This window comes from Halomonas sp. TH-94 (genome assembly GCF_057473365.1).
Genome location: NZ_JBYCKL010000109.1, coordinates 1 through 22,879, shown reverse-complemented (window position 1 = coordinate 22,879; position 22,879 = coordinate 1). Strand labels below are relative to the sequence as shown.

23 protein-coding genes are annotated in these 22,879 nt (G+C 63.8%); 17 read left to right on the top strand and 6 right to left on the bottom strand.

Annotated features, from left to right (window positions below; genetic code table 11):
- From AC2VNO_RS18610 to AC2VNO_RS18565, 10 genes are all read left to right on the top strand, one after another.
- On the top strand, positions 1–793 hold a 793-nt coding region (locus AC2VNO_RS18610), incomplete at its 5' end, for an MFS transporter (protein ID WP_486935524.1).
- 48 nt (positions 794–841) lie between these two features.
- Positions 842–2,002, top strand: coding sequence for a ChaN family lipoprotein (locus AC2VNO_RS18605; RefSeq protein ID WP_486935523.1), 1,161 nt, complete (start codon positions 842–844; stop codon positions 2,000–2,002).
- A 2-nt stretch (positions 2,003–2,004) separates the two neighbouring features.
- A complete protein-coding gene (locus tag AC2VNO_RS18600; RefSeq protein WP_486935522.1) occupies positions 2,005–3,954 on the top strand; it encodes a M1 family metallopeptidase in 1,950 nt (649 codons plus the stop codon).
- A 74-nt stretch (positions 3,955–4,028) separates the two neighbouring features.
- Positions 4,029–4,433: a ribonucleotide reductase subunit alpha gene (locus AC2VNO_RS18595; RefSeq protein ID WP_486935521.1), complete on the top strand. Its 405-nt coding sequence runs from the start codon at positions 4,029–4,031 to the stop codon at positions 4,431–4,433.
- A gap of 126 nt (positions 4,434–4,559) precedes the next feature.
- Positions 4,560–5,123: an alkyl hydroperoxide reductase subunit C gene (gene ahpC, locus AC2VNO_RS18590; protein ID WP_486935520.1), complete on the top strand. Its 564-nt coding sequence runs from the start codon at positions 4,560–4,562 to the stop codon at positions 5,121–5,123.
- A 176-nt stretch (positions 5,124–5,299) separates the two neighbouring features.
- A complete protein-coding gene (ahpF, locus tag AC2VNO_RS18585) occupies positions 5,300–6,856 on the top strand; it encodes an alkyl hydroperoxide reductase subunit F (protein WP_486935527.1) in 1,557 nt (518 codons plus the stop codon).
- 304 nt (positions 6,857–7,160) lie between these two features.
- On the top strand, positions 7,161–8,189 hold the full coding sequence (locus AC2VNO_RS18580; protein ID WP_486935519.1) for an amino acid ABC transporter substrate-binding protein: 1,029 nt from the start codon (positions 7,161–7,163) through the stop codon (positions 8,187–8,189).
- A gap of 111 nt (positions 8,190–8,300) precedes the next feature.
- Complete coding sequence (locus AC2VNO_RS18575; protein WP_486935518.1) at positions 8,301–9,491, top strand: amino acid ABC transporter permease; 1,191 nt, start codon at positions 8,301–8,303, stop codon at positions 9,489–9,491.
- Positions 9,492–9,501: 10 nt separating this feature from the next.
- Positions 9,502–10,602 carry an amino acid ABC transporter permease gene (locus AC2VNO_RS18570; RefSeq protein ID WP_486935517.1) on the top strand — a complete coding sequence of 367 codons (1,101 nt, stop codon included), beginning with the start codon at positions 9,502–9,504 and terminating at the stop codon, positions 10,600–10,602.
- 51 nt (positions 10,603–10,653) lie between these two features.
- The gene (locus AC2VNO_RS18565) at positions 10,654–11,382 is read left to right on the top strand and encodes an amino acid ABC transporter ATP-binding protein (protein WP_486935526.1); all 729 of its coding nucleotides are present in this window, start codon (positions 10,654–10,656) and stop codon (positions 11,380–11,382) included.
- A 60-nt stretch (positions 11,383–11,442) separates the two neighbouring features.
- Here the strand turns inward: AC2VNO_RS18565 and AC2VNO_RS18560 are convergent, their stop codons facing one another.
- Positions 11,443–11,871 (bottom strand): hypothetical protein, encoded by a 429-nt coding sequence (locus AC2VNO_RS18560; RefSeq protein WP_486935516.1) that lies wholly within the window; start codon positions 11,869–11,871, stop codon positions 11,443–11,445.
- Positions 11,872–11,987: 116 nt separating this feature from the next.
- On the bottom strand, positions 11,988–12,578 hold the full coding sequence (locus tag AC2VNO_RS18555; protein WP_486935515.1) for a histidine phosphatase family protein: 591 nt from the start codon (positions 12,576–12,578) through the stop codon (positions 11,988–11,990).
- 169 nt (positions 12,579–12,747) lie between these two features.
- Here AC2VNO_RS18555 and phnD point away from each other — a divergent pair, with 169 nt between their 5' ends.
- The 6 genes from phnD (at position 12,748) to AC2VNO_RS18525 (ending at position 18,926) form a co-directional block, all read left to right on the top strand.
- Complete coding sequence (phnD, locus tag AC2VNO_RS18550) at positions 12,748–13,749, top strand: phosphate/phosphite/phosphonate ABC transporter substrate-binding protein (RefSeq protein ID WP_486935514.1); 1,002 nt, start codon at positions 12,748–12,750, stop codon at positions 13,747–13,749.
- 77 nt (positions 13,750–13,826) lie between these two features.
- Positions 13,827–14,633 (top strand): phosphonate ABC transporter ATP-binding protein, encoded by an 807-nt coding sequence (phnC, locus tag AC2VNO_RS18545; RefSeq protein WP_486935513.1) that lies wholly within the window; start codon positions 13,827–13,829, stop codon positions 14,631–14,633.
- Positions 14,620–15,426, top strand: coding sequence for a phosphonate ABC transporter, permease protein PhnE (gene phnE / locus AC2VNO_RS18540; protein ID WP_486935512.1), 807 nt, complete (start codon positions 14,620–14,622; stop codon positions 15,424–15,426). Before phnC ends, phnE (AC2VNO_RS18540) begins: the two co-directional genes overlap by 14 nt.
- Positions 15,420–16,229, top strand: a complete 810-nt coding sequence (gene phnE, locus AC2VNO_RS18535; RefSeq protein ID WP_486935511.1) for a phosphonate ABC transporter, permease protein PhnE — start codon at positions 15,420–15,422, stop codon at positions 16,227–16,229. The genes phnE (AC2VNO_RS18540) and phnE (AC2VNO_RS18535) overlap by 7 nt, the downstream gene beginning before the upstream one ends.
- 92 nt (positions 16,230–16,321) lie before the next feature.
- On the top strand, positions 16,322–16,750 hold the full coding sequence (locus tag AC2VNO_RS18530) for a host attachment protein (RefSeq protein ID WP_486935510.1): 429 nt from the start codon (positions 16,322–16,324) through the stop codon (positions 16,748–16,750).
- A 112-nt stretch (positions 16,751–16,862) separates the two neighbouring features.
- Positions 16,863–18,926 (top strand): methyl-accepting chemotaxis protein, encoded by a 2,064-nt coding sequence (locus AC2VNO_RS18525; RefSeq protein ID WP_486935509.1) that lies wholly within the window; start codon positions 16,863–16,865, stop codon positions 18,924–18,926.
- Between the two features lie 10 nt (positions 18,927–18,936).
- Here AC2VNO_RS18525 and AC2VNO_RS18520 read toward each other — a convergent pair whose 3' ends face one another.
- Positions 18,937–19,863, bottom strand: a complete 927-nt coding sequence (locus tag AC2VNO_RS18520) for a LysR family transcriptional regulator (RefSeq protein ID WP_228574020.1) — start codon at positions 19,861–19,863, stop codon at positions 18,937–18,939.
- Between the two features lie 146 nt (positions 19,864–20,009).
- On the opposite strand from AC2VNO_RS18520, the gene AC2VNO_RS18515 reads away from it, so the two are divergent.
- The gene (locus AC2VNO_RS18515) at positions 20,010–20,786 is read left to right on the top strand and encodes a ferredoxin--NADP reductase (RefSeq protein WP_228574018.1); all 777 of its coding nucleotides are present in this window, start codon (positions 20,010–20,012) and stop codon (positions 20,784–20,786) included.
- Between the two features lie 91 nt (positions 20,787–20,877).
- Here the strand turns inward: AC2VNO_RS18515 and glnK are convergent, their stop codons facing one another.
- The 3 genes from glnK to AC2VNO_RS18500 all read right to left on the bottom strand — a co-directional run.
- Positions 20,878–21,216 (bottom strand): P-II family nitrogen regulator, encoded by a 339-nt coding sequence (glnK, locus tag AC2VNO_RS18510; protein WP_086509163.1) that lies wholly within the window; start codon positions 21,214–21,216, stop codon positions 20,878–20,880.
- A gap of 135 nt (positions 21,217–21,351) precedes the next feature.
- Positions 21,352–22,677 carry an ammonium transporter gene (locus AC2VNO_RS18505; RefSeq protein ID WP_486935508.1) on the bottom strand — a complete coding sequence of 442 codons (1,326 nt, stop codon included), beginning with the start codon at positions 22,675–22,677 and terminating at the stop codon, positions 21,352–21,354.
- Positions 22,678–22,708: 31 nt separating this feature from the next.
- The coding region (locus tag AC2VNO_RS18500; protein ID WP_486935525.1) for a P-II family nitrogen regulator at positions 22,709–22,879 on the bottom strand (171 nt) is incomplete at its 5' end.

Here is a 22,879-nt window from a genome sequence, read left to right as displayed (position 1 = left end):
GCTGGTGCCGCTGTCGATCGTGCGTATCCACGGACCGCGCCAGACCCATGACATCCAGCCCCGCAAGATACCCCTCAAGACGCTGTTCAAGCGCGCTCCGGTGGGGCTGGTAGGGGCCTTCACCGCCGGGCTGATGGTGCAGTCCTTCTTTGCCATGACCCCCTTCTACGGTCAGGAGATCGGCCTGACGACCGGCGAGACGGCCCGTTTCATGGCCATCACTACCATGGTGGCGCTGTTCGCCCAGTGGGGGCTCGGACGACTCTCCGACCATGTCGACCGGCGCAAGGTGATTCTGGGCATGGCCGTGGTGATGTCTATCTCCGGCGTCCTGGTGTCGATGCTGGCGCGGGTCGATTTCCTGATGCTGGTGGTGGTGGCCTGTTTCCATACCGCCATGCTGCACACCCTCTATGCCCTCAGTCTGGCTCATACCAACGACTGGCTGGAGCCCGGCGAGATCGTCGCCGCCAATGCCAAGCTGATGATCTGGTATGGCATCGGCTCGATCATCGGCCCCTTCTCGGCCTCACTGGTGATGCAGGCGATCGGACCCGACGGGCTGTGGGTTTTCCTCGGTGGGGCATCGCTCGCGTTGGCGCTGTTCGTTGCGCTGCGCCTGCGTCGGCGCGCCGGCGAGCCCCTCGAAGAGGTCGAACAGGAGCCCTTCGTGGCGGTACCTGCCATGGAAACGCCACATTTCACCGAGCTCGACCCGCGCCTGGAGCCGACGCAGTTGGAGTTTCACTTCGAGCAGGCGGAAGCGCTGGATATCAAGGAAGAGGCTGCCTGACACGGTCGAATGCGCCATCATGGAGGCAGCCTAAAAAGGGAGATGCCGATGCGCTATCCGACCGTCTTGTTCCGTGGGCTGGCTTTCTCGGCCTGTTTGTCTGCCTGCCTCGTGGCCTTGCCGCTGCAAGCTGCTACCTGCCCGGCGCCGGGGGTATGGCATCAGCCCGGCGGCGAGCGCCTCGATTCGGCGGCGCTGTTCGCTGAGCTGGCCGAGCGCGACGTGGTGATGCTCGGCGAACAGCACGACCGCATGGATCACCATCGTTGGCAGCTGCACACCCTGGCCGGGCTACATGCGCTGCGTCCGAACATGATCATCGGCCTGGAGATGCTGCCCCGCGAGGCCCAGCCGGCGCTGGACGCCTGGGTGGCGGGCGAGCTGGATGAGGCGGAGTTTCTCGCTGCCAGCAACTGGCGCCGCGCCTGGGGGTTCGATCCTGCGCTGTACCTGCCGATACTGCACTTTGCGCGTCTCAACCAGGTGCCACTCAAGGCGATCAATGTGACACCCGAGCTGCGCGGCCGGTTGGCCGGTGAGGGCTGGGCGGCGGTGCCGGAAGCCGAGCGCTTCGGAATCTCCGCACCGGCCGAGGCGCTGCCCGACTATCGCGAGCGCCTGGCTGCCGTGCATGCCCAGCACCCCACCTCAGGAGATGAGGAGAGCCTCGAGCGTTTCATCGCCGCGCAGCTCGTATGGGACCGTGCCATGGCCGCCGGGCTGGCCGAAGCTGCCGGTGAGGGTGCGCTCACGGTCGGCCTGATCGGCCAGGGGCATCTGCAGTACGAGCACGGCGTACCTCACCAGCTCGATGATTTGGGCGTCGAGGCACACGCCACCTTGCTGCCATGGGCGGTAGGCGCCGAAGCGTGCGAGCCACCGCCCGCCGGGCTGGCACAGGCCGTGTTCGCCCTGGCCGATACCCCGCAGCCGCTGCAGGCACCCATGCAGCTGGGAATCTATCTGGTGCCCGACGCGCAAGGGGTGGCGGTACATGGCGTACTGCCCGGTTCGGTGGCGGAGCAGGCCGGTCTCGAGGAGGGCGATATCATTCTGCGAGCAGCCGGTGAAGGGCTGACGAGGCCTGCCGATCTCACCCAGCTGGTGCAGCGCCAGCACCCCGGCACCCTGCTGCCGCTGGAGATTCGCCGCGGAGATGAGCAGCGTGAGGTGCTGGCACGCTTTCCGCCTCGCGATGGCGGAGACTGAGCATGCCCAATCGCTACGTGCCGCGCTGGCTGCGGAGCAGGTTGACGGGGTTGGTGTTGGCCGCGCAGCTCTTCGGCGTCGCGACGACGCAGGCCGAAGCGCTGCCCGAGGTCGATCTCGCGGTTTCGCTGGCCCCCGCCAGCGGGTGGCTCGAGGGCGAAATGCTGCTCGCCCCGCCGCCCGCTGCGAGCGAATTCACGCTGCTGTCCGGCCTCGTGGTGGTAGCGGCCGAAGCCGATGGTGTGGCGCTGGAGGTGGCAACCGGCAGCGAGGGTAGTCACCGGCTGTCGCTGCCGCCGGGAACCGAGGCGCTGACGCTGCGCTGGCAGGGGCGGCTCGACGATCAGGAGCGCCTCATGGTCTCGCCCCGAGGCAGCCTGCTGCCCGCCCATGGCGGCTGGTACCCACGCTTCGAGGGCCTGGGCCCCTTTGCCTTGTCGCTGCGTATTGCGGTGCCGTCGGGGCAGCGGGCGGTAGGCACCGGCCCGCTGCAGGGTGCGCCACGGGTAGAGGAATCGGGCTACTCCGTCCTCCATGTACATCCACGTACGGCGGTGGTGGAAGTGGCCGTCGGCCCTTGGCAGGAGCGCAGTCGCGAGGTGGATGGCGTGTGGCTGCGCACGCTGTTTCCCGAATCGCTGGACGACGCTCATGCCGAACTCTATTTGGAGCACAGTGCCGATTATCTGCAGCGTTTCTCCCGACGTGTGGGCCCCTACCCCTACGCGAGCTTCACCGTTGCCGCCACACCGGCACCGGTCGGGCTGGCCTATCCTGGATTCACTCTGCTCGGCGAGCGGGTCATTCCGCTGCCGTTCATTCCGCGTACCTCGCTGGCCCATGAGCTGATGCACGCCTGGTGGGGCGCCGGCGTGCTGGTTGACTACTCTCGCGGTAACTGGGCCGAGGCGTTGACCACCTACCTGGCCGACTATGCACTCGACGAAGCCCGCGGCGAGGCGCGGGAAACCCGCCGGCGCTGGCTGCTCGACCTTGCCGCGCTGCCTGACGACTTCGACCGCCGCCCAGCCGACTTCCAGGGCCAGCGCGACCCGGCACTGCGACTGCTGGGCTACCAGCACGGCGCCATGTTGCTGCACATGCTGCGTCAGCATATCGGCGACGAGGCCTTCGACGCGGGGCTGCGTCGCTTTGCCGAGCGCTACATGCACCGCGAGGCCGCCTGGGACGATCTCGCGGCGGCGCTGAGCGAGGCCGCCGACGAGCCGCTGCAGGCGTTTGTCGAAGCCTGGACGCAGCGGCCGGGGCGCCCAGCTCTCGACGTCGAGGCCACGCGTAGCGAGACCCAGGACGGCTGGATGATAGAGGGCGTTCTGAAGCAGGCCGGGGCACATGCCCCCTGGCCGCTTCATGTACCGCTGGTGATCGACACCGTCGCCGGTATGGAACGACGATCTATCCCGCTCGACGGCCATCGGGCCGAGTTCTCGCTGGCACTTGCTCATGAGCCGCTGTCGCTGCGCATCGATCCGGATTTCGACCTGCTGCGCCAGTTGGAGGGGCCGCCAATACTCCGAAGCGTGGCGCTGGACCCCGAAAGTCGGCTGCTGGCGCTGGATGTCGCGCTGGCCGAGCCGGTCAGAAGGGCACTGGCTCACCCGCTGCCGGACGCCGAGGCGGCATCGACGGACGCGGCGCCGCTGGTGGTGGTGGGGCTGACCGAACAGGTCGCCGCCTGGCTCGAACAGCGGGGACTCGACGCCACTGTGGCGGAAATGGCGCGTCACGGTCAGGCGCGGGCCTGGACGCTGCCCGGCACGGCGATAGTGGCGATCAGCGGTGACGAGCGCCAGGCCCTCGAGCGGCTGCTGGGTAGCTTGCGCCATCAGCTGGCCCATAGTCACGTGACGGTAGCAGAAAGCGGCGAGACTCAGGCGGTGGGCACCTGGCCGCTCGACGAGGCGGCCCTGCGCGTCGATTGGTCGCTCTGATCGCTTGCACCCCGCATGACGGGATGCGCTATCGTAGTGGCATCTGCCGGACTGCGAACTGCTGGAGGACTGACTTGGCCATTTCCCGTTTTACCGATCTGCTGGAAGAAGCGCGGCACCAACCCGAGCCGCAGCGGCTGCTGTTCGTGTTCACTCGCGCCGAGCTGCCTGACAACCCCACCCCCGAGCAGCGCCGGGGCTTCGAGCAAGGCGAAGGCGGCGTGCTGACGCCGGTCCTGTGCGTGGACAAGGCGCCGGACGAACTGAGCGACATGCAGGCGCTGGTGGCCGAGTCACAGCGCACCGAGATCGAGTGGGACGTCGTCTTCGTCGGTGCTTTGTCAGGCAAGGGCCACCAGGCCCCTACGAGCGACGAGGTCGAGCATCATCTACAGCGTATGGTGCAGTCGCTGCAGATGGGCAATACCCAGAGTTTCCTGGCACTGAATCGTCAAGGCGAGGCCGTTACCTTGCAATGAGCGGGCGGTGCCTCCATAGACAAGCGTTATCGGAACCATGGCGGCAATCAATTTTCGCCTATCGGTTACGATGGATATGATATGCCCCGTATTAGGATCATCCACCAAGACATGGAGCATCACTGAATGTCCCTGATCAACACCGAAGTCCAGCCGTTCAAGGCCACCGCTTTTCACAACGGCGAATTTGTCGAGCTCTCCAACGAGAACCTGAAAGGCCAGTGGTCCGTGGTGATCTTCATGCCGGCCGCGTTCACCTTCAACTGCCCGACTGAGGTCGAGGACGCCGCCGAGCACTACGAGGAGTTCAAGAAGGCCGGTGCCGAGGTCTACATCGTCACTACCGACACCCACTTCTCGCACAAAGTGTGGCACGAGACTTCTCCGGCGGTTGGCAAGGCCAAGTTCCCGCTGGTCGGTGACCCGACCCACCAGCTGACCCGCGCCTTCGGTGTGCACATCGAAGAAGCCGGTCTGGCCCTGCGCGGCACCTTCGTGATCGACCCGGACGGCATCATCAAGACCCTGGAGATCCACGACAACGCCATCGCCCGCGACGTCACGGAAACCCTGCGCAAGCTGAAGGCTGCCCAGTACGTGCGCAACAACCCGAACGAAGTCTGCCCCGCCAAGTGGAAGGAAGGCGAAGAGACCCTCGCTCCGTCCCTGGATCTGGTCGGCAAGATCTAAGCGAACCAGCGTCCCGCGAGACTGCTCTGGTCTCGCATGCGTTTCCCGCCCGGGCAGGCACTGCCCGGGCACGCTTTCCAAGACGTGCAAGCTGCCGCCTGCGCTGACTCCGGTCTGCGCACTCGGTATCGTCTTGCCGTTTTTTTCATGAGCCAGACATGAAGGAACCCGCTGTCATGTTGGACGACAATCTGAAAAGTCAGCTAAAAGCCTACCTGGAAAAGGTCACTCAGCCGTTCGAGATCGTCGCGTCCCTCGATGACGGCGCCAAGTCCAAGGAACTTCACGGGCTGCTCAAGGACATCGACAGCCTGAGCGACAAGATCACCCTGCGCCTGGACGGTGAGGATGCGCGCAAGCCCTCCTTTGCCCTGAATCGTCCCGGCGAGGAGACCGGCCTGGTCTTCGCCGGCATTCCCATGGGCCACGAGTTCACCTCGCTGGTGCTGGCGCTGCTGCAGGTGGGGGGCCATCCGCCCAAGGTCAGCGACGACACCCTCGATCAGATCAAGGCTCTCGACGGCGAGCTGTACTTCGAGACCTACTACTCGCTCTCCTGCCAGAACTGTCCCGACGTGGTGCAGGCGCTCAACCTGATGGCGATCTTCAACCCCGGCGTGCGCCATGTCGCCATCGACGGCGCGCTGTTTCAGGATGAGGTCGAAGAGCGTCAGGTGATGTCGGTGCCGAGCATCTACCTCAACGGCAAACTCTTCGACCAGGGGCGCATGAGCCTCGAGCAGATCCTGGCCAAGGTCGACACCGGCGCGGCCCAGCGCGAGGCGGCCAAGCTCAACGAGAAGGCGGCCTTCGACGTTCTGGTGGTCGGCGGTGGCCCGGCCGGTGCCGCGGCGGCCATCTATGCCGCACGCAAGGGCATCCGCACCGGCGTGGCGGCCGAGCGCTTCGGCGGCCAGGTGCTCGATACCATGTCCATCGAGAACTTCATCTCCGTGCCCTACACCGAAGGCCCCAAGCTGGCCGCGGCGCTGGAGCAGCACGTCAAGGAGTATGAGGCCGACATCATGAACCTGCAGCGTGCGGTGAAGCTGGTGCCGGCGGCCGATCAGGGCGGCGAGCACGAAGTGGTGTTCGAGTCCGGCGCCAGCCTCAAGAGCAAGACGCTGATCCTCTCCACCGGCGCCCGCTGGCGCGAGATGAACGTGCCCGGCGAAGCCGAATACCGCAACAAGGGCGTGGCCTACTGCCCGCACTGCGACGGCCCGCTGTTCAAGGGCAAGCGCGTGGCGGTGATCGGTGGCGGCAACTCCGGGGTCGAGGCGGCCATCGACCTGGCCGGCATCGTCGGCCACGTGACGCTGATCGAGTTCATGGACGAGATGCGTGCCGACGCCGTGCTGCAGAAGAAGCTGCGCAGCCTGTCCAACGTCGACATCATTCTCGGGGCGCGCACCACCGAAGTGAACGGCGATGGCAAGCGGGTCAACGGTTTGACCTACGAAGAACGCGCCAGCGGCGAAATCAAGCGGCTCGAGCTCGAGGGCATCTTCGTGCAGATCGGCCTGGTGCCCAACACCGAGTGGCTGACCGACTCCTCGATCGAGCTCTCCCCGCGCGGCGAGATCGTGATCGATGAGCGCGGCATGACCTCGGTGCCCGGCATCTTTGCTGCCGGCGATGTCACCACCGTGCCCTACAAGCAGATCGTCATCGCCATGGGTGAGGGCTCGAAGGCTGCCTTGGGAGCCTTCGACTACCTGATCCGCCACTGACGCGCCTCGTCAAGTAGCGTTCAGCGCCTCCCGTGAACTGTGCCCCGAAGGTTGGATGCCTATTCAACTTTCGGGGCCTTTCTTTTTCTCCCTGTTCTATGCCTCCTTCCCGTGCACCAAGACGAGTTCCAGTATTTTCATGCACTAAAGCGGTGCGACGTTACAGGCCGGATCGCCTTGAGCGCGACCGTTGAATAAGTGTTTTGCCTGTACTATCCCCGTACTGGAATAAACCTTGCTAAGGTGCTGGCACATGCTCAGGCATGCATCGTCCACGTATACCAAGAACATCGAGGAATTATTCATGCGCGACAACAAGAACAAGTGGCTTCTGCTCACTTCCGCAGCGGCACTGGCACTGGGTGCGGCCGCCACGGCCTCGGCCAACACCCTGCAGACCACCATCGACCGTGGTGCAGTTCAGTGTGGCGTGAGTGACGGCCTGCCCGGCTTTTCCGCACCGGACGATCAGGGCGACTGGCAGGGGCTGGACGTCGACGTGTGCCGTGCCGTAGCAGCAGCGGTCTTCGGCGATGCCGAAGCCGTACGTTACATCTCGCTGAACGCTGTCGAGCGCTTCACCGCGCTGCAGTCCGGCGAGGTCGACGTACTCTCGCGCAACACCACCTGGACCACCACCCGCGACACCACCCTGGGTCTGAACTTTGCCGGCGTGAACTTCTACGACGGTATCGGCTTCATGATCAATCGCGACCTCGGCGTCTCCAGCGCCACGGATCTCGACGGCGCGGCGGTCTGCGTTCAGTCCGGCACCACCACCGAGCTCAACGTGGCGGATTACTTCCGCGCCAACGGCATGACCTTCGATCCGATCGTATTCGATACCTCGGAGCAGACCGTGGGTGGCTACGAGGCCGGACGCTGCGACGTGCTGACCTCCGATACTTCCCAGCTGGCGGCACTGCGCATTCAGCTCTCCGACCCGGATCAGTCGGTGATCCTGCCGGAAGTCATCTCCAAGGAGCCGCTGGGCCCGGTGGTGCGTCAGGGTGACGACCAGTGGTTCAACATCGTCAAATGGTCGCTGTTCGCCATGCTCAACGCCGAAGAGATGGGTATCACCCAGGACAACGTCGACGAAATGCGCAACTCCGACGATCCGGACATCGCTCGCCTGTTGGGTCAGGACGGCAACTACGGCGAGGGCATGGGTCTCGACGCCAACTGGGCCTACAACATCATCAGCCAGGTGGGTAACTACGGCGAAAGCTACGACCGCAACGTCGGCATGGACTCCCCGCTGCAGATCGAGCGTGGCATCAATGCACTGTGGACCGAAGGCGGCATTCAGTACGCTCCGCCGATTCGCTGATCAAGCCGTCCGAGACACCGTATAAGTGCCTCGATCCAACTGTGCCCCGACTCGGATCTTCCGGGTCGGGGTTTGACAACTGCTTGACGGATCCAGGCGGAGAGTCCCTTCATGTCCGTTCGACCCAAGGCCCATACGCTGGGCCCAAAACCTCCTTTCTGGCGTGATCGAGCAAAGCGTGCGTTGATCTTTCAGGTTTTGCTGATCGCCGCTGTCGCCGCCTTCCTGCTCTATATCATCGGTAACACCCAGGCCAACCTGGCCGCTCGTGGCATCACTACCGGCTTCGGCTTTCTCGAAAGAACCGCAGGCTTCGGCATTGGCCAGAGTCTGATCGAGTACTCGTCGCAGAGTACCTACGGCCGCACGTTCGTGGTGGGCCTGCTCAATACCCTGCTGGTGTCCGCTCTGGGCGTGGTGGCGGCTACCATCATCGGCTTTACCGTGGGTATCGCCCGGCTGTCGCCCAACTGGCTGATCGCACGGCTGGCCAGCGGTTATATCGAGATCTTCCGTAACATTCCTCTGCTGCTGCAGATCTTCTTCTGGTACTTCGCCGTGCTGCGCACCATGCCCTCGGCGCGGGACAGCTACTCCCTCGGCGAGGTCATCTTTCTCAACGTGCGGGGTCTCTACCTGCCGGAGCCGCTGTTCGAATCGGGCTTCGGGCTGATTCCACTGACCTTTGTCGTGGCCATCGTGGCCAGCATCGCCTTGGTCGTCTGGAACAAGCGCCGCCATGAGGCCACCGGGAAGCGTCTGCCGGCGGGCTGGATCTCGCTGGCCCTGATCTTCGGTCTGCCCTTGCTGGTGCTGGTGGCAACCGGGGTGCCGGTGACGTGGGACGTACCTGAGCTGCGCGGCTTCAATTTCCGCGGTGGCATCACCATCATCCCCGAATTCCTCGCTCTGTGGCTGGCGCTTTCCATCTATACGGCGTCGTTCATCGCCGAGATCGTGCGCTCCGGCATTCAGGCGATCTCCCACGGCCAGACCGAGGCGGCCCAGGCGCTGAGCCTGCCGCAGAAACTGGTGTTGCGTCTCGTGATCGTGCCCCAGGCACTGCGCGTGATCATTCCGCCGCTGACCAGTCAGTACCTCAACCTGATCAAGAACTCCTCGTTGGCCACGGCCATCGGCTACCCCGACCTGGTGTCGGTGTTTGCCGGTACCACGCTCAACCAGACGGGCCAGGCGATCGAGGTCATCTCCATGACCATGGCGGTTTATCTGATCATCAGCCTGCTGGTGTCGATGTTCATGAACTGGTTCAACGCCCGCGTGGCGCTGGTGGAACGCTAGGAGAGGCGCCATGACGATTCAACTCAAGATGATCGACGCGCGCCCTGCGCCAAAGAACACGGTGGGGCCACTGGCCTGGCTGAGAGCCAACCTGTTCAGCGGGCCGGTCAATACCGTTTTCACTCTGCTGGGGTTCTACCTGCTGTATGTGTTGCTGACGCCGACGATCCAGTGGGCGTTCATCAACGCCGACTGGGTAGGGACCAGCCGTGATGACTGTTCCCGCGAAGGAGCCTGCTGGGTGTTCGTCAACGCCCGCCTGACCCAGTTCATCTACGGGCTCTATCCGCGCACCGAGCTGTGGCGTGTCAATATCGTTTTCGCCTCGTTCGCGGTGCTGATCGCCTGGCTGGCCATTCCGCGACTTCCGTTCAAGCGCTGGGTGGCGCTGGCGACGCTGTTGGCCTTCCCGGTGTTTGCCTACTTCATGCTGTACGGCGGTCACTTCGGTTTGCGCGTGGTGGAAACCCACCGCTGGGGCGGTCTGATGCTGACCCTGATTCTTGCGGTGGTTGGTATGGTCGCGGCCCTGCCGATCGGCATCCTGCTGGCCCTGGGCCGGCGTTCGCAGATGCCCATCGTCAAGAGTTTCTGTGTGGTGTTCATCGAGTTCTGGCGCGGCGTGCCGCTGATCACCATCCTGTTCATGGCTTCGGTCATGCTGCCGCTCTTCCTGCCCACCGGCATGAGTGTCGACCGTCTGGTACGTGCACTGATCGGCATTACCCTGTTCCAGAGCGCCTATATGGCGGAGGTCATACGCGGCGGGCTGCAGGCGATTCCCAAGGGGCAGGAAGAAGCGGCGGCAGCGCTGGGCATGGGCTACTGGAAGCGAATGGGCCTTATCGTGCTGCCCCAGGCGCTGAAGATGATGATTCCCGGCATCGTCAACACCTTCATCTCGCTGTTCAAGGACACCACCCTGGTCATGATCATCGGGCTGTTCGACCTGCTGGGCATCGTGCAAGCGGCCCTGTCGGACTCCCGCTGGCTGGGCTTTGCCCTGGAGGGCTACGTGTTCGCCGCGTTCATGTTCTGGATCTTCTGCTTCAGCATGTCGCGCTACAGCCAGTATCTCGAACGTAAATTGCATACCGGCCATAAGCGGTAAGGAATGAAAACAATGAACGAACAGGCAACCCGGGCCGGCGCCGAGACCCTCATGGTCGAGATGCGCGGCGTCAACAAGTGGTACGGCGACTTCCACGTGCTGCGCGACATCGATCTCGAGGTCAAGCGCGGCGAGCGCATCGTCATCTGCGGGCCTTCGGGCTCGGGCAAGTCGACGCTGATTCGCTGCATCAACCACCTGGAGGAGCATCAGGCCGGCGAGATCGTGGTCGGCGGCGTGCCGCTGACCCAGGACGTGAAGCGAATCGAACAGATCCGCCGCAACGTGGGCATGGTGTTCCAGCACTTCAACCTCTTCCCGCACCTCACCGTACTGGAGAACTGCTGTCTGGCGCCGATGTGGGTGCAGAAGAAGCCCCGTCGCGAGGCCGAGGAGCTGGCCATGCGCTATCTCGAGCGAGTGCAGATCGCCGAGCAGGCCAGGAAATATCCGGGCCAGCTCTCTGGTGGCCAGCAGCAGCGCGTGGCGATTGCCCGCTCGCTGTGCATGCACCCCGAGGTGATGCTGTTCGACGAGCCTACCTCGGCGCTCGATCCGGAGATGATCAAGGAAGTGCTCGATGTCATGGTCGAGCTGGCCCGCGAAGGCATGACCATGCTCTGCGTGACCCACGAGATGGGCTTTGCCAAGACCGTGGCCGACCGGGTGATCTTCATGGATCAGGGCCAGATCATTGAGGAGAACGCGCCGGAGGCCTTCTTCAACAACCCGCAGTCGGAGCGTACCCAGCTGTTCCTCAGCCAGATCCTCGGCCACTGAACGCGTACGGCCGGACCCGAGCCGGGTCCGGCCGCTATGCGTCGGCCATGGGCATGGCGCTCAGGCGCTCTCCTGCGGCTTGAGGGGCTCGGCGGGTCGCGTCACGCGTGCCCGTCCCAGCACGCTGGGCTCGGTCTCGATGGCGCGAGCCTCGCTGGTCCAGGCTGCCTGGGCATCATGTACGGCAGGGCGCCGCTCGAACGAGCGAGTGACCATCTCGTGAGGGGCGAAGCCTTCCCGTTCCTTTCGTTGGACGGCGTTCAGACACAGCTCGATGACCAGGCGCAGGCCCAGTGCCGCCGCCAACCAGAGGCCGGTGCCCAATGCCAGGCTGGGCCAGGCTTGGCTCCACTCTACGGCGGCAAGCCAAGGGGTGCGCGGCACTAGCCACAGTGCGGCGGCGCCCAGCAGGCCCAGCTGCACGAGCAGATGTAAGCAAACCAGTACGCGATGCGCTATTGGATGGTGACAACGCTGCAACTGTCGCATCGGGCTCCTCCCGTTGACGCAGTACGATGAAGTGACCGACATCCCTGCCGGTCAAAAGATGCTACCCCAGAACGCGACGAGCGTCAGCCGATACGTCGTGAAACCGTACTTTGCGCTTATCCGAGCATAGTGATGCTGGCTGGCAGCAGTGCAACCCGGGCACGATGCTCGCTCAGCGGACGTCCTTCCAGGGCGGTCAACATGATCTGCAGCGGGTCGCCGTGACTGACCAGCAGCACGGTTTCCTGGCGCAGCGTCCGCTCCAGGGCTGCGATCACGTCTTGCATGCGTGCGGCAACGCTGGCAACGCTCTCCACCTCATGCTCCCCATGCTCCGGGTCGCGGGCATCATGCGCCCACACCTCCGGGTAGTGACTGTCCGGCAAGCCTTCCAGGACGCCGAAATCACGCTCACGCAGGCGTGGCTCGGGCTGTCGCTCGAGGCCGAAGTGAGTGGCCACTCGCTCGGCGGTTTCGGTGGTGCGCAGGAAGTCGGAGTGCAGGATACGAGTCGGTACCGGCCAGCGCCAGTCGGCGAGCAGCGCGTCGAGCTGGGCTTCGCCCTGCTTGGAGAGACCGAACCCACCGAGCCCCCGAGCCGGTGTGCTGATAATCAGGTGTGCTTCATTGGCCTGGCTATGGCCATGTCGCATCAACAGGTAGCGGTTGCTGCGTTGACCCGGGACGTCGTGAAATCGGTTTGACATCGTATTGTCATACTACCTAGATTGGTGGTTAGTTTCGTTTGCGATCATTATGGCTCTTGCATGTTCGCTTCCGAGCAGGCGAGTAGGGTCACCCGAATCCTTCGATCCTGCCATACTCCCTATGACGACATCGACTCAAATAACTACAGTGATACAGAGAGACACGCCAATGACAACTTCCAAGCTTTCCCGCCGTTTCCCTTTGGGCTCCCTGGCCTTGACCGGCCTGCTGCCCCTGGCACTGCTGGCATCGGCCCAGGCCCAGGCCGATTGCCCGCGTGGCGACCTGGATAACCTGTACTGCGACGAGGATGGCAACATGGTCGCCGACCGCCCTGCCGACGAGTCGGAGTGGGCCAACCCGGACACGCTGATCTTCGCCTATACGCCGGTCGAGGATCCAGCCATCTACAGCGATATCTGGCAGCCCTTCATCGATCATCTCGAAGAGGTGACCGAGCGCAACGTGCGCTTCTTCGCGGTGCAGTCCAACTCGGCCCAGGTCGAGGCCATGCGTAGCGGTCGTCTGCACATTGCCGGCTTCTCCACCGGACCGACTCCTTTCGCCGTGAATTTGGCAGGGGCGGTACCGTTTGCCTTGATGGGGTCGGACGACGGCCAGTTCGGCTATACCTTGCAGGTTTTCACCCACGTCGATTCCGATATCGAGGAGATGGAGGACCTGAAGGGCAAGCGTGTGGCTCACACCTCGCCGACCTCCAACTCCGGCAACCTGGCGCCACGGGCGCTGTTCCCCGAGCTCGGCATCGTGCCCGACGAGGATTACGAGGTCGTCTATTCCGGCAGCCACGACCAGTCGATGCTCGGCGTGGTCGCTCGCGACTACGATGCCGCCCCGGTGGCTTCCGAGGTGGTCGAACGCATGGCGGCGCGGGGCCTCTACGACGAAGAGGACGTGCGCCTGATCTACGAATCCGACCGCTTCCCCACTACTTCTTACAACTACGCCCACAACCTGCACCCCGACCTTGTCGAGAAGATCGAGGAGGCCTTCTTCAGCTTCGACTTCGCAGGTACCGCGTTGGGTGAGGAGTTCGAGGGTGTGGAGAAGTTCATCCCCATCAACTACCAGGAGCACTGGGAGGTCATTCGTACCATCCAGGCCGCCAATGACGTGCGTTACACCCGAGAGGACCTGGAGCAGGAGTAATCCCGGGCACGAGCAAGCCTGAGCCCCCGGCCTGGCCGGGGGCGTCTCTCTGTTTCCCTGTTGCACGAGGTGGGTGAATGCTGGAAATCACGAAGCTGGTCAAGCGCTACGGCCGGGATGAGCCGGTGCTTAAGGAGCTGGACCTCAAGGTTGAGGGTAGCAGCGTGGTTTCGATCGTTGGCGCCTCCGGCGCCGGCAAGAGCACCATGCTGCGCTGTATCAACCGCCTGGTGGAACCTACCTCCGGTTCGATCAAGCTCAACGGTAACGAACTGGTCAACCTGCGCGGGGGGGAATTGCGTCGCGCCCGGCGCAAGATCGGCATGGTCTTTCAGGGCTTCAACCTGATCGACCGGCTGACGGTGATGGAGAACGTGCTGGCCGGGAGGCTCGGTTACGTCAACCTGTTCCAGGCGATCACCCGACGCTACCCGCAAAGCGACATAGAGCGTGCCTTCTCCCTGATGGAGCGGGTGGGCATCGCCCACTACGCCAACAAGCGTGCCGACGAACTTTCCGGGGGCGAGCGCCAGCGGGTCGGCGTGGTGCGGGCGCTGATGCAGGAGCCCGAGATCCTGTTGGCGGACGAACCGACGGCCTCCCTCGATCCGCGCACCTCCGAGCAGATCATGAAGCTGCTGCAGAGCCTGGCCAGCGAGCTCTCGTTGCCGGTGCTGATCAATATCCACAACGTGGCCCAGGCCAAGGCCTATACCGAACGTATCGTCGGGCTGCGCCACGGCAGGATGATCTTCGATGGCCTGCCCGCCGACTTCGACAAGGAGGCGCTCGACGCCATTTACGGCGGTATCGAGACGGCCGAGGACGAGATCACCGAGGAGCCCGGACGTTCGGGGCGGGAGGTCACCCATGACGCCCCCTGACCACGCCGCGCCGCGCACCTGGCGCAAGCCGCCGTTCATCGCCAACCCGCTGCTGCGCTATGGACTGTGGCTGGTGGTGATCGTCTACCTGGTATGGGCCTTCGGCTCGCTGCCGTTCAACTGGGCACGCATCAGCGAGGGCCTGCCGCGGGCGGCGCGTATCTTTGGCGGCGGTTTTCCGCCCAGCTTCGAGCGCAGTGGCCTGCTGATCACCGGCTTCAAGGAGAGCTTCCAGATCGCCATCCTGGCCACGCTGCTCGGGGTGGCGCTGTCGATCCCCTTTGCCGTGATGGCGGCCAAGAACGTCGCACCCAAACCCATCTATCTGTTGGGGCGTGCGGTGATCATCATTTCGCGCAGCTTCCACCCGGTGATCGTCGCCATCCTGTTCGTCGCCGCGGTGGGCTTCGGCCCGCTGGCCGGGATCCTCACGCTGACGATCTACTCGATCGGCTTCGTCGGCAAGTTGCTCGCCGAGGAGATCGAGGAGATCGACTGGGGGCAGGTCGAGGCGATGAAGGCCGCCGGGGCGGGTTACCTGGCAACGCTTATCTACGCCGTGTTTCCCCAGATCCTACCGCGCCAGGTGGGTCTCTCCATGTATCAGCTCGACAGCAACCTGCGCGCTTCTGCGGTGGTCGGTATCGTCGGTGCCGGCGGCATCGGCGGTACGCTGATGAACGCCTTCGGTCGCTACGACTACGATTTCGCCTTTGCCATCCTGCTCACGATCATCGCGGTGATTCTGATCAGTGAAGGTATCAGCGGCTGGGTGAGGAAAAAGATATGGTAGATCATGCCGGTGCCTTGGCCGACCGCGTCTGGCAACGTTACGACCGCAAGCAGCGATTGATTCGCTACGCCGTGCTGCTGGTTACCGCGATGGTGGTTTACTGGGCGGTACGCGACATCGACATCTTCTGGCCCTGGGTGTGGGACGCACCCAATCAGATCTCTAGCCTGGGTGCGCGCATGTGGCCGCCCGACCCCTCGCGGCTTGCCGCTATCGTCAGTGCGCTGCTCGAAACCGTACACATCGCCACGCTGGCTACGGCGCTGACGATTTTCATTGCCCTGCCGGTATCCTATATCGCGGCCCAGAACACCACCCCCAACCGCGCCTGCCTGTGGCTGGGACGCTTCATCCTGGTGGCCAGCCGCTCGGTGAATACCATCATCTGGGCACTGCTGTTCGTGGCCATCTTCGGGCCCGGTGTGCTGGCGGGGATATTGGCCATCATGTTTCGCTCCATCGGCTTCATCGGCAAGCTGATGGGCGAGGCGATCGAGGAGATCGATCGCCGCCCGGTGGAGGCGATGGAAGCCACCGGTGCCTCCAAGGCCAAGGTGATTGCTTACGCCATCGTGCCTCAGGTCATGCCGGCCTTCTTCGCCATCGTCATCCTGCGTTGGGATATCAACATCCGCGAGTCGACGGTGCTGGGTCTGGTGGGGGCCGGCGGCATCGGGGTGATCCTGCAGGGCGCCATCGATACCTTCGCCTGGCCCACGGTGGCCACCATCCTGATCGCCATTGTCGTCCTGGTGCTGATCGGCGAGGCGGTGACTGGGCTGCTGCGGCGCAAGGTGCTCTAGGCTTCCGTCGGTTGACCTGTGCGGCACCCATTGCCATGTTGAAGGCGAGTGCCCGTTGCGGGCGTTCCCATACATTGCATCAAGGAGAGGCTATGACAACGTATATCGTGGTGGCCGATGCGGCTCGAGCACGCGTGTTCACGCGCGATGCGCTGAAGCTGGAGGAAAAGGAGAACCTGGTGCACGCCGAAGGGCGTCTGCATGAGGGAGATCTGGTCACCGGCGAGACGGGAGCCGTCGATGAGTCGACCTCTCACACCCGGCGCTCCAGCCGGGGCGACAGTGTAGCCCTGGATCGCGAGGCGGAGATTTTCGCCAAGCAGATTGCCGAGCGCATCTACAAGGCCAGGGTCGACAACAGCATGGACAAGCTGATCATCGTCGCGCCGCCTCGGTTTCTGGGCGTCTTGCGCGACAAGATTGACGGACCGACCAGCAAATTGATCATCCATACCCTCGACAAGGACCTTTCCAAAGCGCCGCTGGGCGATATCCAGAAGGCGGTCAGTGACATGCGCTGAATGACGGCGCTGCAAGACTCTCGCCTCAAGAAAAGGGCGTTCTTGCCGATAAGGGAAGCATTGGCGGCGGAGATTCGCTGCATCTCGATTCCCCCCTTCAGTGAGAACGCCCATGCATCTCAAGTCGATACGCCAGTTCGTGGTCCTGCTGGCCGGGCCATGCCTGTTGATCGTGGTCGCTGCCCTGGTCGTCTACGGCCTTTTCTCATCGGCACGCACCCAGCAAACGGTCGAAACCCATACCCGCGAACTGCTCGAGGCAGGTATCGATGAACGTTTGGAGGTGCTGGCCGAGGCCGAGGCCGGGCGGATCCAGCGTGAGCTTGAGCACGCCTTGACCCTGGCGACTCAGCTGGCCAATGCCAATGCGCTGATGGGTATGCAGGATGACAGCGGCCGTACGGCCCTCGGCCTGAGCCGGCGTGAACTCTCCAACCTGGTGCGTCAGACCGTCGTCCAGAACCCCTCGCTGCTGGATGCCTACATCGGCTGGGAGCCCGATGCCTTCGGCCGTGATGCGCTGTATGCCGATCTCGGCGAGAGCGACGGCTATGACGGTAGCGGCCGTTTCATGCCCTGGTGGTACCGCACCGGGGAGGGGCAGGTGGAAGTGCTGCCGTTAGGCACTACCATGGAGAGCACCGAAGTGCTCTCCAGCGGCGTGCGCGAAGGCGAATATTATCTCTGCCCGCGCGAGTCCCTCGTTCCCTGCATCATCGACCCGGCTCCCTATGATTTCGGCGGCGAGACGCTGCTGGTGACCTCGTTCAACGTACCGATCCTGGTGAACGGCGATTTTCGTGGTGTGGCGGGGGTCGACCTCTCGCTGGATTTCATTCAGGAACTGCTGCTGCAGGCCAATGCCGAACTCTATGCCGGTGCCGGTGAAATGGCTCTGGTGGCGGGGCGTGGGGGACTGGTGGCCTATACCGCCGATGCCGAGCGTCTCGGCGCGGCGGCGGACGATACCTTCGACAGCCAGGTCATGACGGCTCTCGACCAGGCAAAGACGGCGGGTTCAAGCGTCGGCCTGACGCGCAACGGCGTGCTGGAGCGCTATCAGCCCTTCACCATCGGCACCAGCGAGCAACCCTGGACGCTGTTGATCCGGCTACCCGAGGAGGCGGTCATGGCGGAGCTTGCCGCGCTGCAGGCGATGCTGGGCGAGCAGCGACGTGGCGATACGCTGGGCATGGCGCTGGTCGGCCTGCTGCTGGCGGCACTGGGTCTCGCGGCGCTGTGGTGGGTCGGCACTCGGGTCTCACGTCCGCTGCGCCTGCTGGCCGACCGCATGCGCGATATCGCTTCCGGTGAAGGTGACCTGACCCAACGGCTGCCGGTGCGCGGGCGCGACGAAAGCGCCGAACTCGCGATCCAGTTCAATGCCTTCGTCGACAAGATTCATGACGTGCTGGTCGACGTGCGTGACAGCAGTGAATCGGTGCGCTTGGCGTCCAGCGAGATTGCCAGCGGCGGTGAGGACCTGTCGCGTCGCACCGAACAGGCTGCCGCCAGCCTGCAGCAGACGTCGGCTTCCATGGAGCAGATCTCGGCGACGGTCGAGCACACCTCGGCGTCCTCGCGGGAGGCGAACGGCCTGTCGAAGTCGGCCGCCGAAGTGGCGCAGCGTTCGGGTGAGACGGTCAATCAGGTGGTAAGCACCATGGACGAGATCAGCCGCTCCTCGGAAAAGATTGGCGCAATCGTCAAGGTGATCGACGGTATTGCCTTCCAGACCAACCTGCTGGCGCTCAATGCGTCGGTTGAGGCAGCACGGGCCGGCGAGCACGGGCGCGGCTTCGCCGTGGTCGCCGGGGAGGTGCGCCAACTGGCCACGCGTAGCGCCGAGGCCTCGCGTGATATTCGTCATCTGATCGATGCCTCGACTCAGCGTGTCGCCAGCGGTGCCGAGCTGGTTGGGCGTGCCGGAGAGAGCATGGGCGAGTTGGTGGCCAGCGTGAATCGGGTGGCCAACATGCTCGGTGAAATCAGTATGGCCGCCGGCGAGCAGAGTGACGGTATCGGCCAGGTCAGCGTGGCGGTGGCCGATCTCGACCGCACGATCCAGCAGAATGCGGCGCTGGTGGAGGAGTCGACCACTGCCGCCGAACAGCTCAGCGAACAGGCCGACCGCCTGGCCAGCGTGGTGGGCGGCTTCAAGCTACGCGACCGCTAGCGGGACGGGGTCAGGACACCGGCGGCAGGTCGATCTCGTCGCTGCGCCTGGCCCCCTCGGTCATCTGTCGACACAGGCGCAGGAATTCGCGCATGCCGGTGGCCAGGTACTTGTGGCGGTGCCAGATGAAGGCGAACTGGCGGCTCAGGTCGAGCTCCGGGGTGGGGATCGGCACCAGGCTGCCGCGGCGAAAGGCGTCGCGCAGCGCCAGCTTGGATACGCAGCCGATGCCGAGCCCCGACTCCACCGCCCGCTTGATGCCTTCGGTGTGCTCCAGCTCCAGCAGCGTATTGAAGCGGCCGCGCCGGTGCCGAGCGGCCTGCTCCAGGGTCATGCGCGTGCCGGAGCCCTGCTCGCGCATGATCCACGCCTCACGCAGCAGCCGCTCCAGTTCGACGGGCCCCTGTCCGGCCAGCGGATGGCGAGGGGAGCAGAACACCGACAGCTCGTCCTCTACCCATGGCTGGGTGATGATGTCCTCGTCCTCGCAGTGCCCCTCGATGAGTCCCAGATCGAGCTCGTGTTGACGCACGCGCTCGACGATTTCCCTCGTATTGCGAACCGCCAGGCGCACCCGGCTCCCCGGGTGGCGCTGCATGAAGTCGCTGATCAGCAGCGTCGCCAGATAGTTGCCGATGGTCAGCGTGGCGCCCACGTCGAGCGAGCCGATGCCCTGCTGGCCATGCAGGATCTCCTCGATCTCCTCGGCGCGATCGAGCAGTGCCACGGCCTTGGGTAGCAGCTGGAAGCCCAGCGCATTGAGCCGCAGCTTTTTGCCGATTCGATCGAGCAGCTGGCAGTCGAACTGCCGTTCGAGCTCCCCCAGGGCGGTACTGGTGGCCGACTGGGACATGGAGAGCGCCCGCGCGGCGCGGGAGACGCTCTCGTGCTGGGCGACGGCGACGAAGACCTCGAGTTGGCGCAGAGTGAAGTGCATCAAACGACTCGTTGTTGATCTATATCAGTAGACTGGATAAAGGTTATCCATACAATCCAATTAACAGATAAACCCTGCGCTCTTATAATGCAAGCAAATCGATTTGCCCTTTGCGTTATTCGAAATTGGAATAGACAGGAGCCGGCATGAGCAAGTTTGCGTTAGAGGAAGTTCTCAGCGTCCACCACTGGAACGATACCCTCTTCAGCTTTCGTACCACCCGCGAGCGCAGCCTGCGCTTCAAGAACGGTCAGTTCGTGATGATCGGTCTCGAGGTGAACGGCAAGCCCTTGATGCGGGCCTATTCCATTGCCAGTCCCAACTACGAGGACCATCTCGAATTCTTCAGCATCAAGGTGCCCGACGGCCCGCTGACCTCACGCCTGCAGCACCTCAAGGTAGGCGATCAGATCATGGTCAGCCGCAAGCCCACCGGGACCCTGGTCACCGATGACCTGCTGCCGGGACGCAACCTCTACTTCCTTTCCACCGGGACCGGCCTGGCTCCGTTCATGAGCCTGATCCAGGACCCGGAAGTCTATGAGCGCTACGAGAAGGTGATTCTGGTACACGGCGTGCGCAGCGTCAGCGAGCTGGCCTATGCCGATTTCATCCAGAAGGAGCTGCCGGCCCACGAGTACCTGGGCGACGAGATCCGCGAGAAGCTGGTCTACTACCCCACCGTGACCCGGGAGGATTTCCATACCATGGGCCGCCTCACCGACCATATACGCAGCGGCAAGCTGTTCGAGGATACCGGCGTGGCGCCGATGGATCCCAAGCAGGACCGCGCCATGATCTGCGGCAGCCCGGCAATGCTCGACGAGACCAGCGCGCTGCTCGACGACCTGGGCTTCAATATCTCGCCGCGCATGGGCGAGCCGGGGGATTACGTGATCGAGCGCGCCTTCGTCGAGAAGTAAAAAGGGACGCTCGCCCACGTTTCGGGGCTTGCCGAGCTTCAAAAAAACCCACGTCCTGGCGGTCGTGGGTTTTGCTTATTGCCTTCGGCTGTTACACCGCATCCTTGCCGGTTTCGCCGGTACGAATCCGGATCACCTGCTCCAGTGGGGTGATGAAGATCTTGCCGTCACCGATCTTGCCGGTATTGGCCACCTGGGTGATGGCGTCGATCACCTGCTCGACGAGATCGTCATCGATGGCGATCTCCACCTTCACCTTGGGCAGAAAGTCGACCACGTACTCGGCGCCACGGTAGAGCTCGGTATGGCCCTTCTGGCGACCGAAGCCCTTCACCTCGGTCACGGTGATGCCCTGTACCCCGATCTCGGAAAGCGACTCGCGTACGTCGTCGAGCTTGAACGGCTTGATGATGGCGGTCACCAGTTTCATGATCTGTTTCCTCATTGTCTTGCGGGGTTCGTCGCTCGAACCCGAGCGGGTGCGATCAGTTGGTCTCAAGCATACACCGCCCTTGGCTGGAAGAAAAAAGGCTCCCCGCAGGGAGCCCGGTAAAGCCAGGATGTTTCATTCTGCGCGAGGCTGACCAACGGCTGCCCCAGCGGCGTAGCCGCCGGACTGCGGACGGCCGCCGCTGCTGCCGTAGCCCTTGGCGATGCTGAACTCGGGATAGGCTTCCATGCCGCACTCGGCAAGGTCGACCCCTTCGTACTCTTCTTCTTCGCTGACCCGCACGCCCATGATGGCCTTGATGATCAGCCATGCGGCCAGGCTGGCAGCGAAGACCCAGGCGAAGATCGCTACTCCGCCGATGATCTGGGCGCCGAAGCCGGCATCGGTATTGGACAGCGGTACGGCCAGCAGGCCCCAGATACCCACGATGCCGTGCACCGAGATGGCACCGACCGGATCGTCGATCTTCAGCTTGTCGAGAGTGACGATGGCGCCTACTACGATAATGCCGCCCACGGCACCGATCAGGGTCGCACCCAGCGCGGTGGGCGCCAGCGGTTCAGCGGTGATCGCCACCAGGCCGGCCAGGGCGCCGTTAAGTGCCATGGTCAGGTCGGCCTTGCGGAACCAGACCTTGGCCAGGATCAGTGCGGCGATCACACCACCGGCTGCCGCAGCGTTGGTGTTGACCAGTACCTGTGCCACGTTGTTGGCCGAGGCTACATCGGAGAGCTTGAGCTCCGAGCCACCGTTGAAGCCGAACCAGCCCATCCACAGGATGAAGGTGCCCAGAGTGGCCAGCGGTAGATTGGCGCCCGGAATGGCATGGATGCTGCCGTCCTTGCCGTACTTGCCCTTGCGCGGGCCAAGAACGAGCACGCCGGCCAGCGCTGCGGCCGCACCGGCCAGGTGCACGATGCCGGAGCCGGCGAAGTCGGAGAAGCCGAGTTCGTCGAGCCAGCCCTCACCCCATGTCCAGTAACCGGACACCGGGTAAATGAAGCCGGTCATGACCACGGCGAAGGCGAGGAAGGACCACAGTTTCATGCGCTCGGCCACGGCGCCGGAGACGATCGACATGGCAGTGGCGACGAAGACCACCTGGAAGAAGAAGTCGGCGCGCATGGAGTAGTAGGGGGCGTCTTCGCCACCGGCAGTGACTGCATCGACGCTGTTTTCGCCACCGATCAACACGCCCAGGTTGGGCAGGATGCCGCCGGCGTCGCTGGAGTACATGATGGCGTAGCCCACCAGCAGGTACATGGTGCAGGCGATGGCGAACAGGGCAATGTTCTTCGTCAGAATTTCCGCGGTGTTCTTGGCGCGTACCAGGCCAGCTTCCAGCATCGAGAAGCCGGCGGCCATCCACATCACGAACACGCCACAGATCAGAAAATAGAAGGTGTCGAGCGCGTAGCTCAACTCTGCAAGTTCATTCATGGGAGTTTCTCCGTTGTTCTCGTTATTGCGATCAAACGGCTTCGGCGCCACGCTCGCCGGTACGGATGCGGATCACATCCTCCAGCGGCGTCACGAAGACCTTGCCATCGCCGATCTTGCCGCTATTGGCTGCGCTGCAGATGGCGTCGAGCACGCTCTCGACGCGTGAGTCGTCCACGGCGACCTCGACCTTCACCTTGGG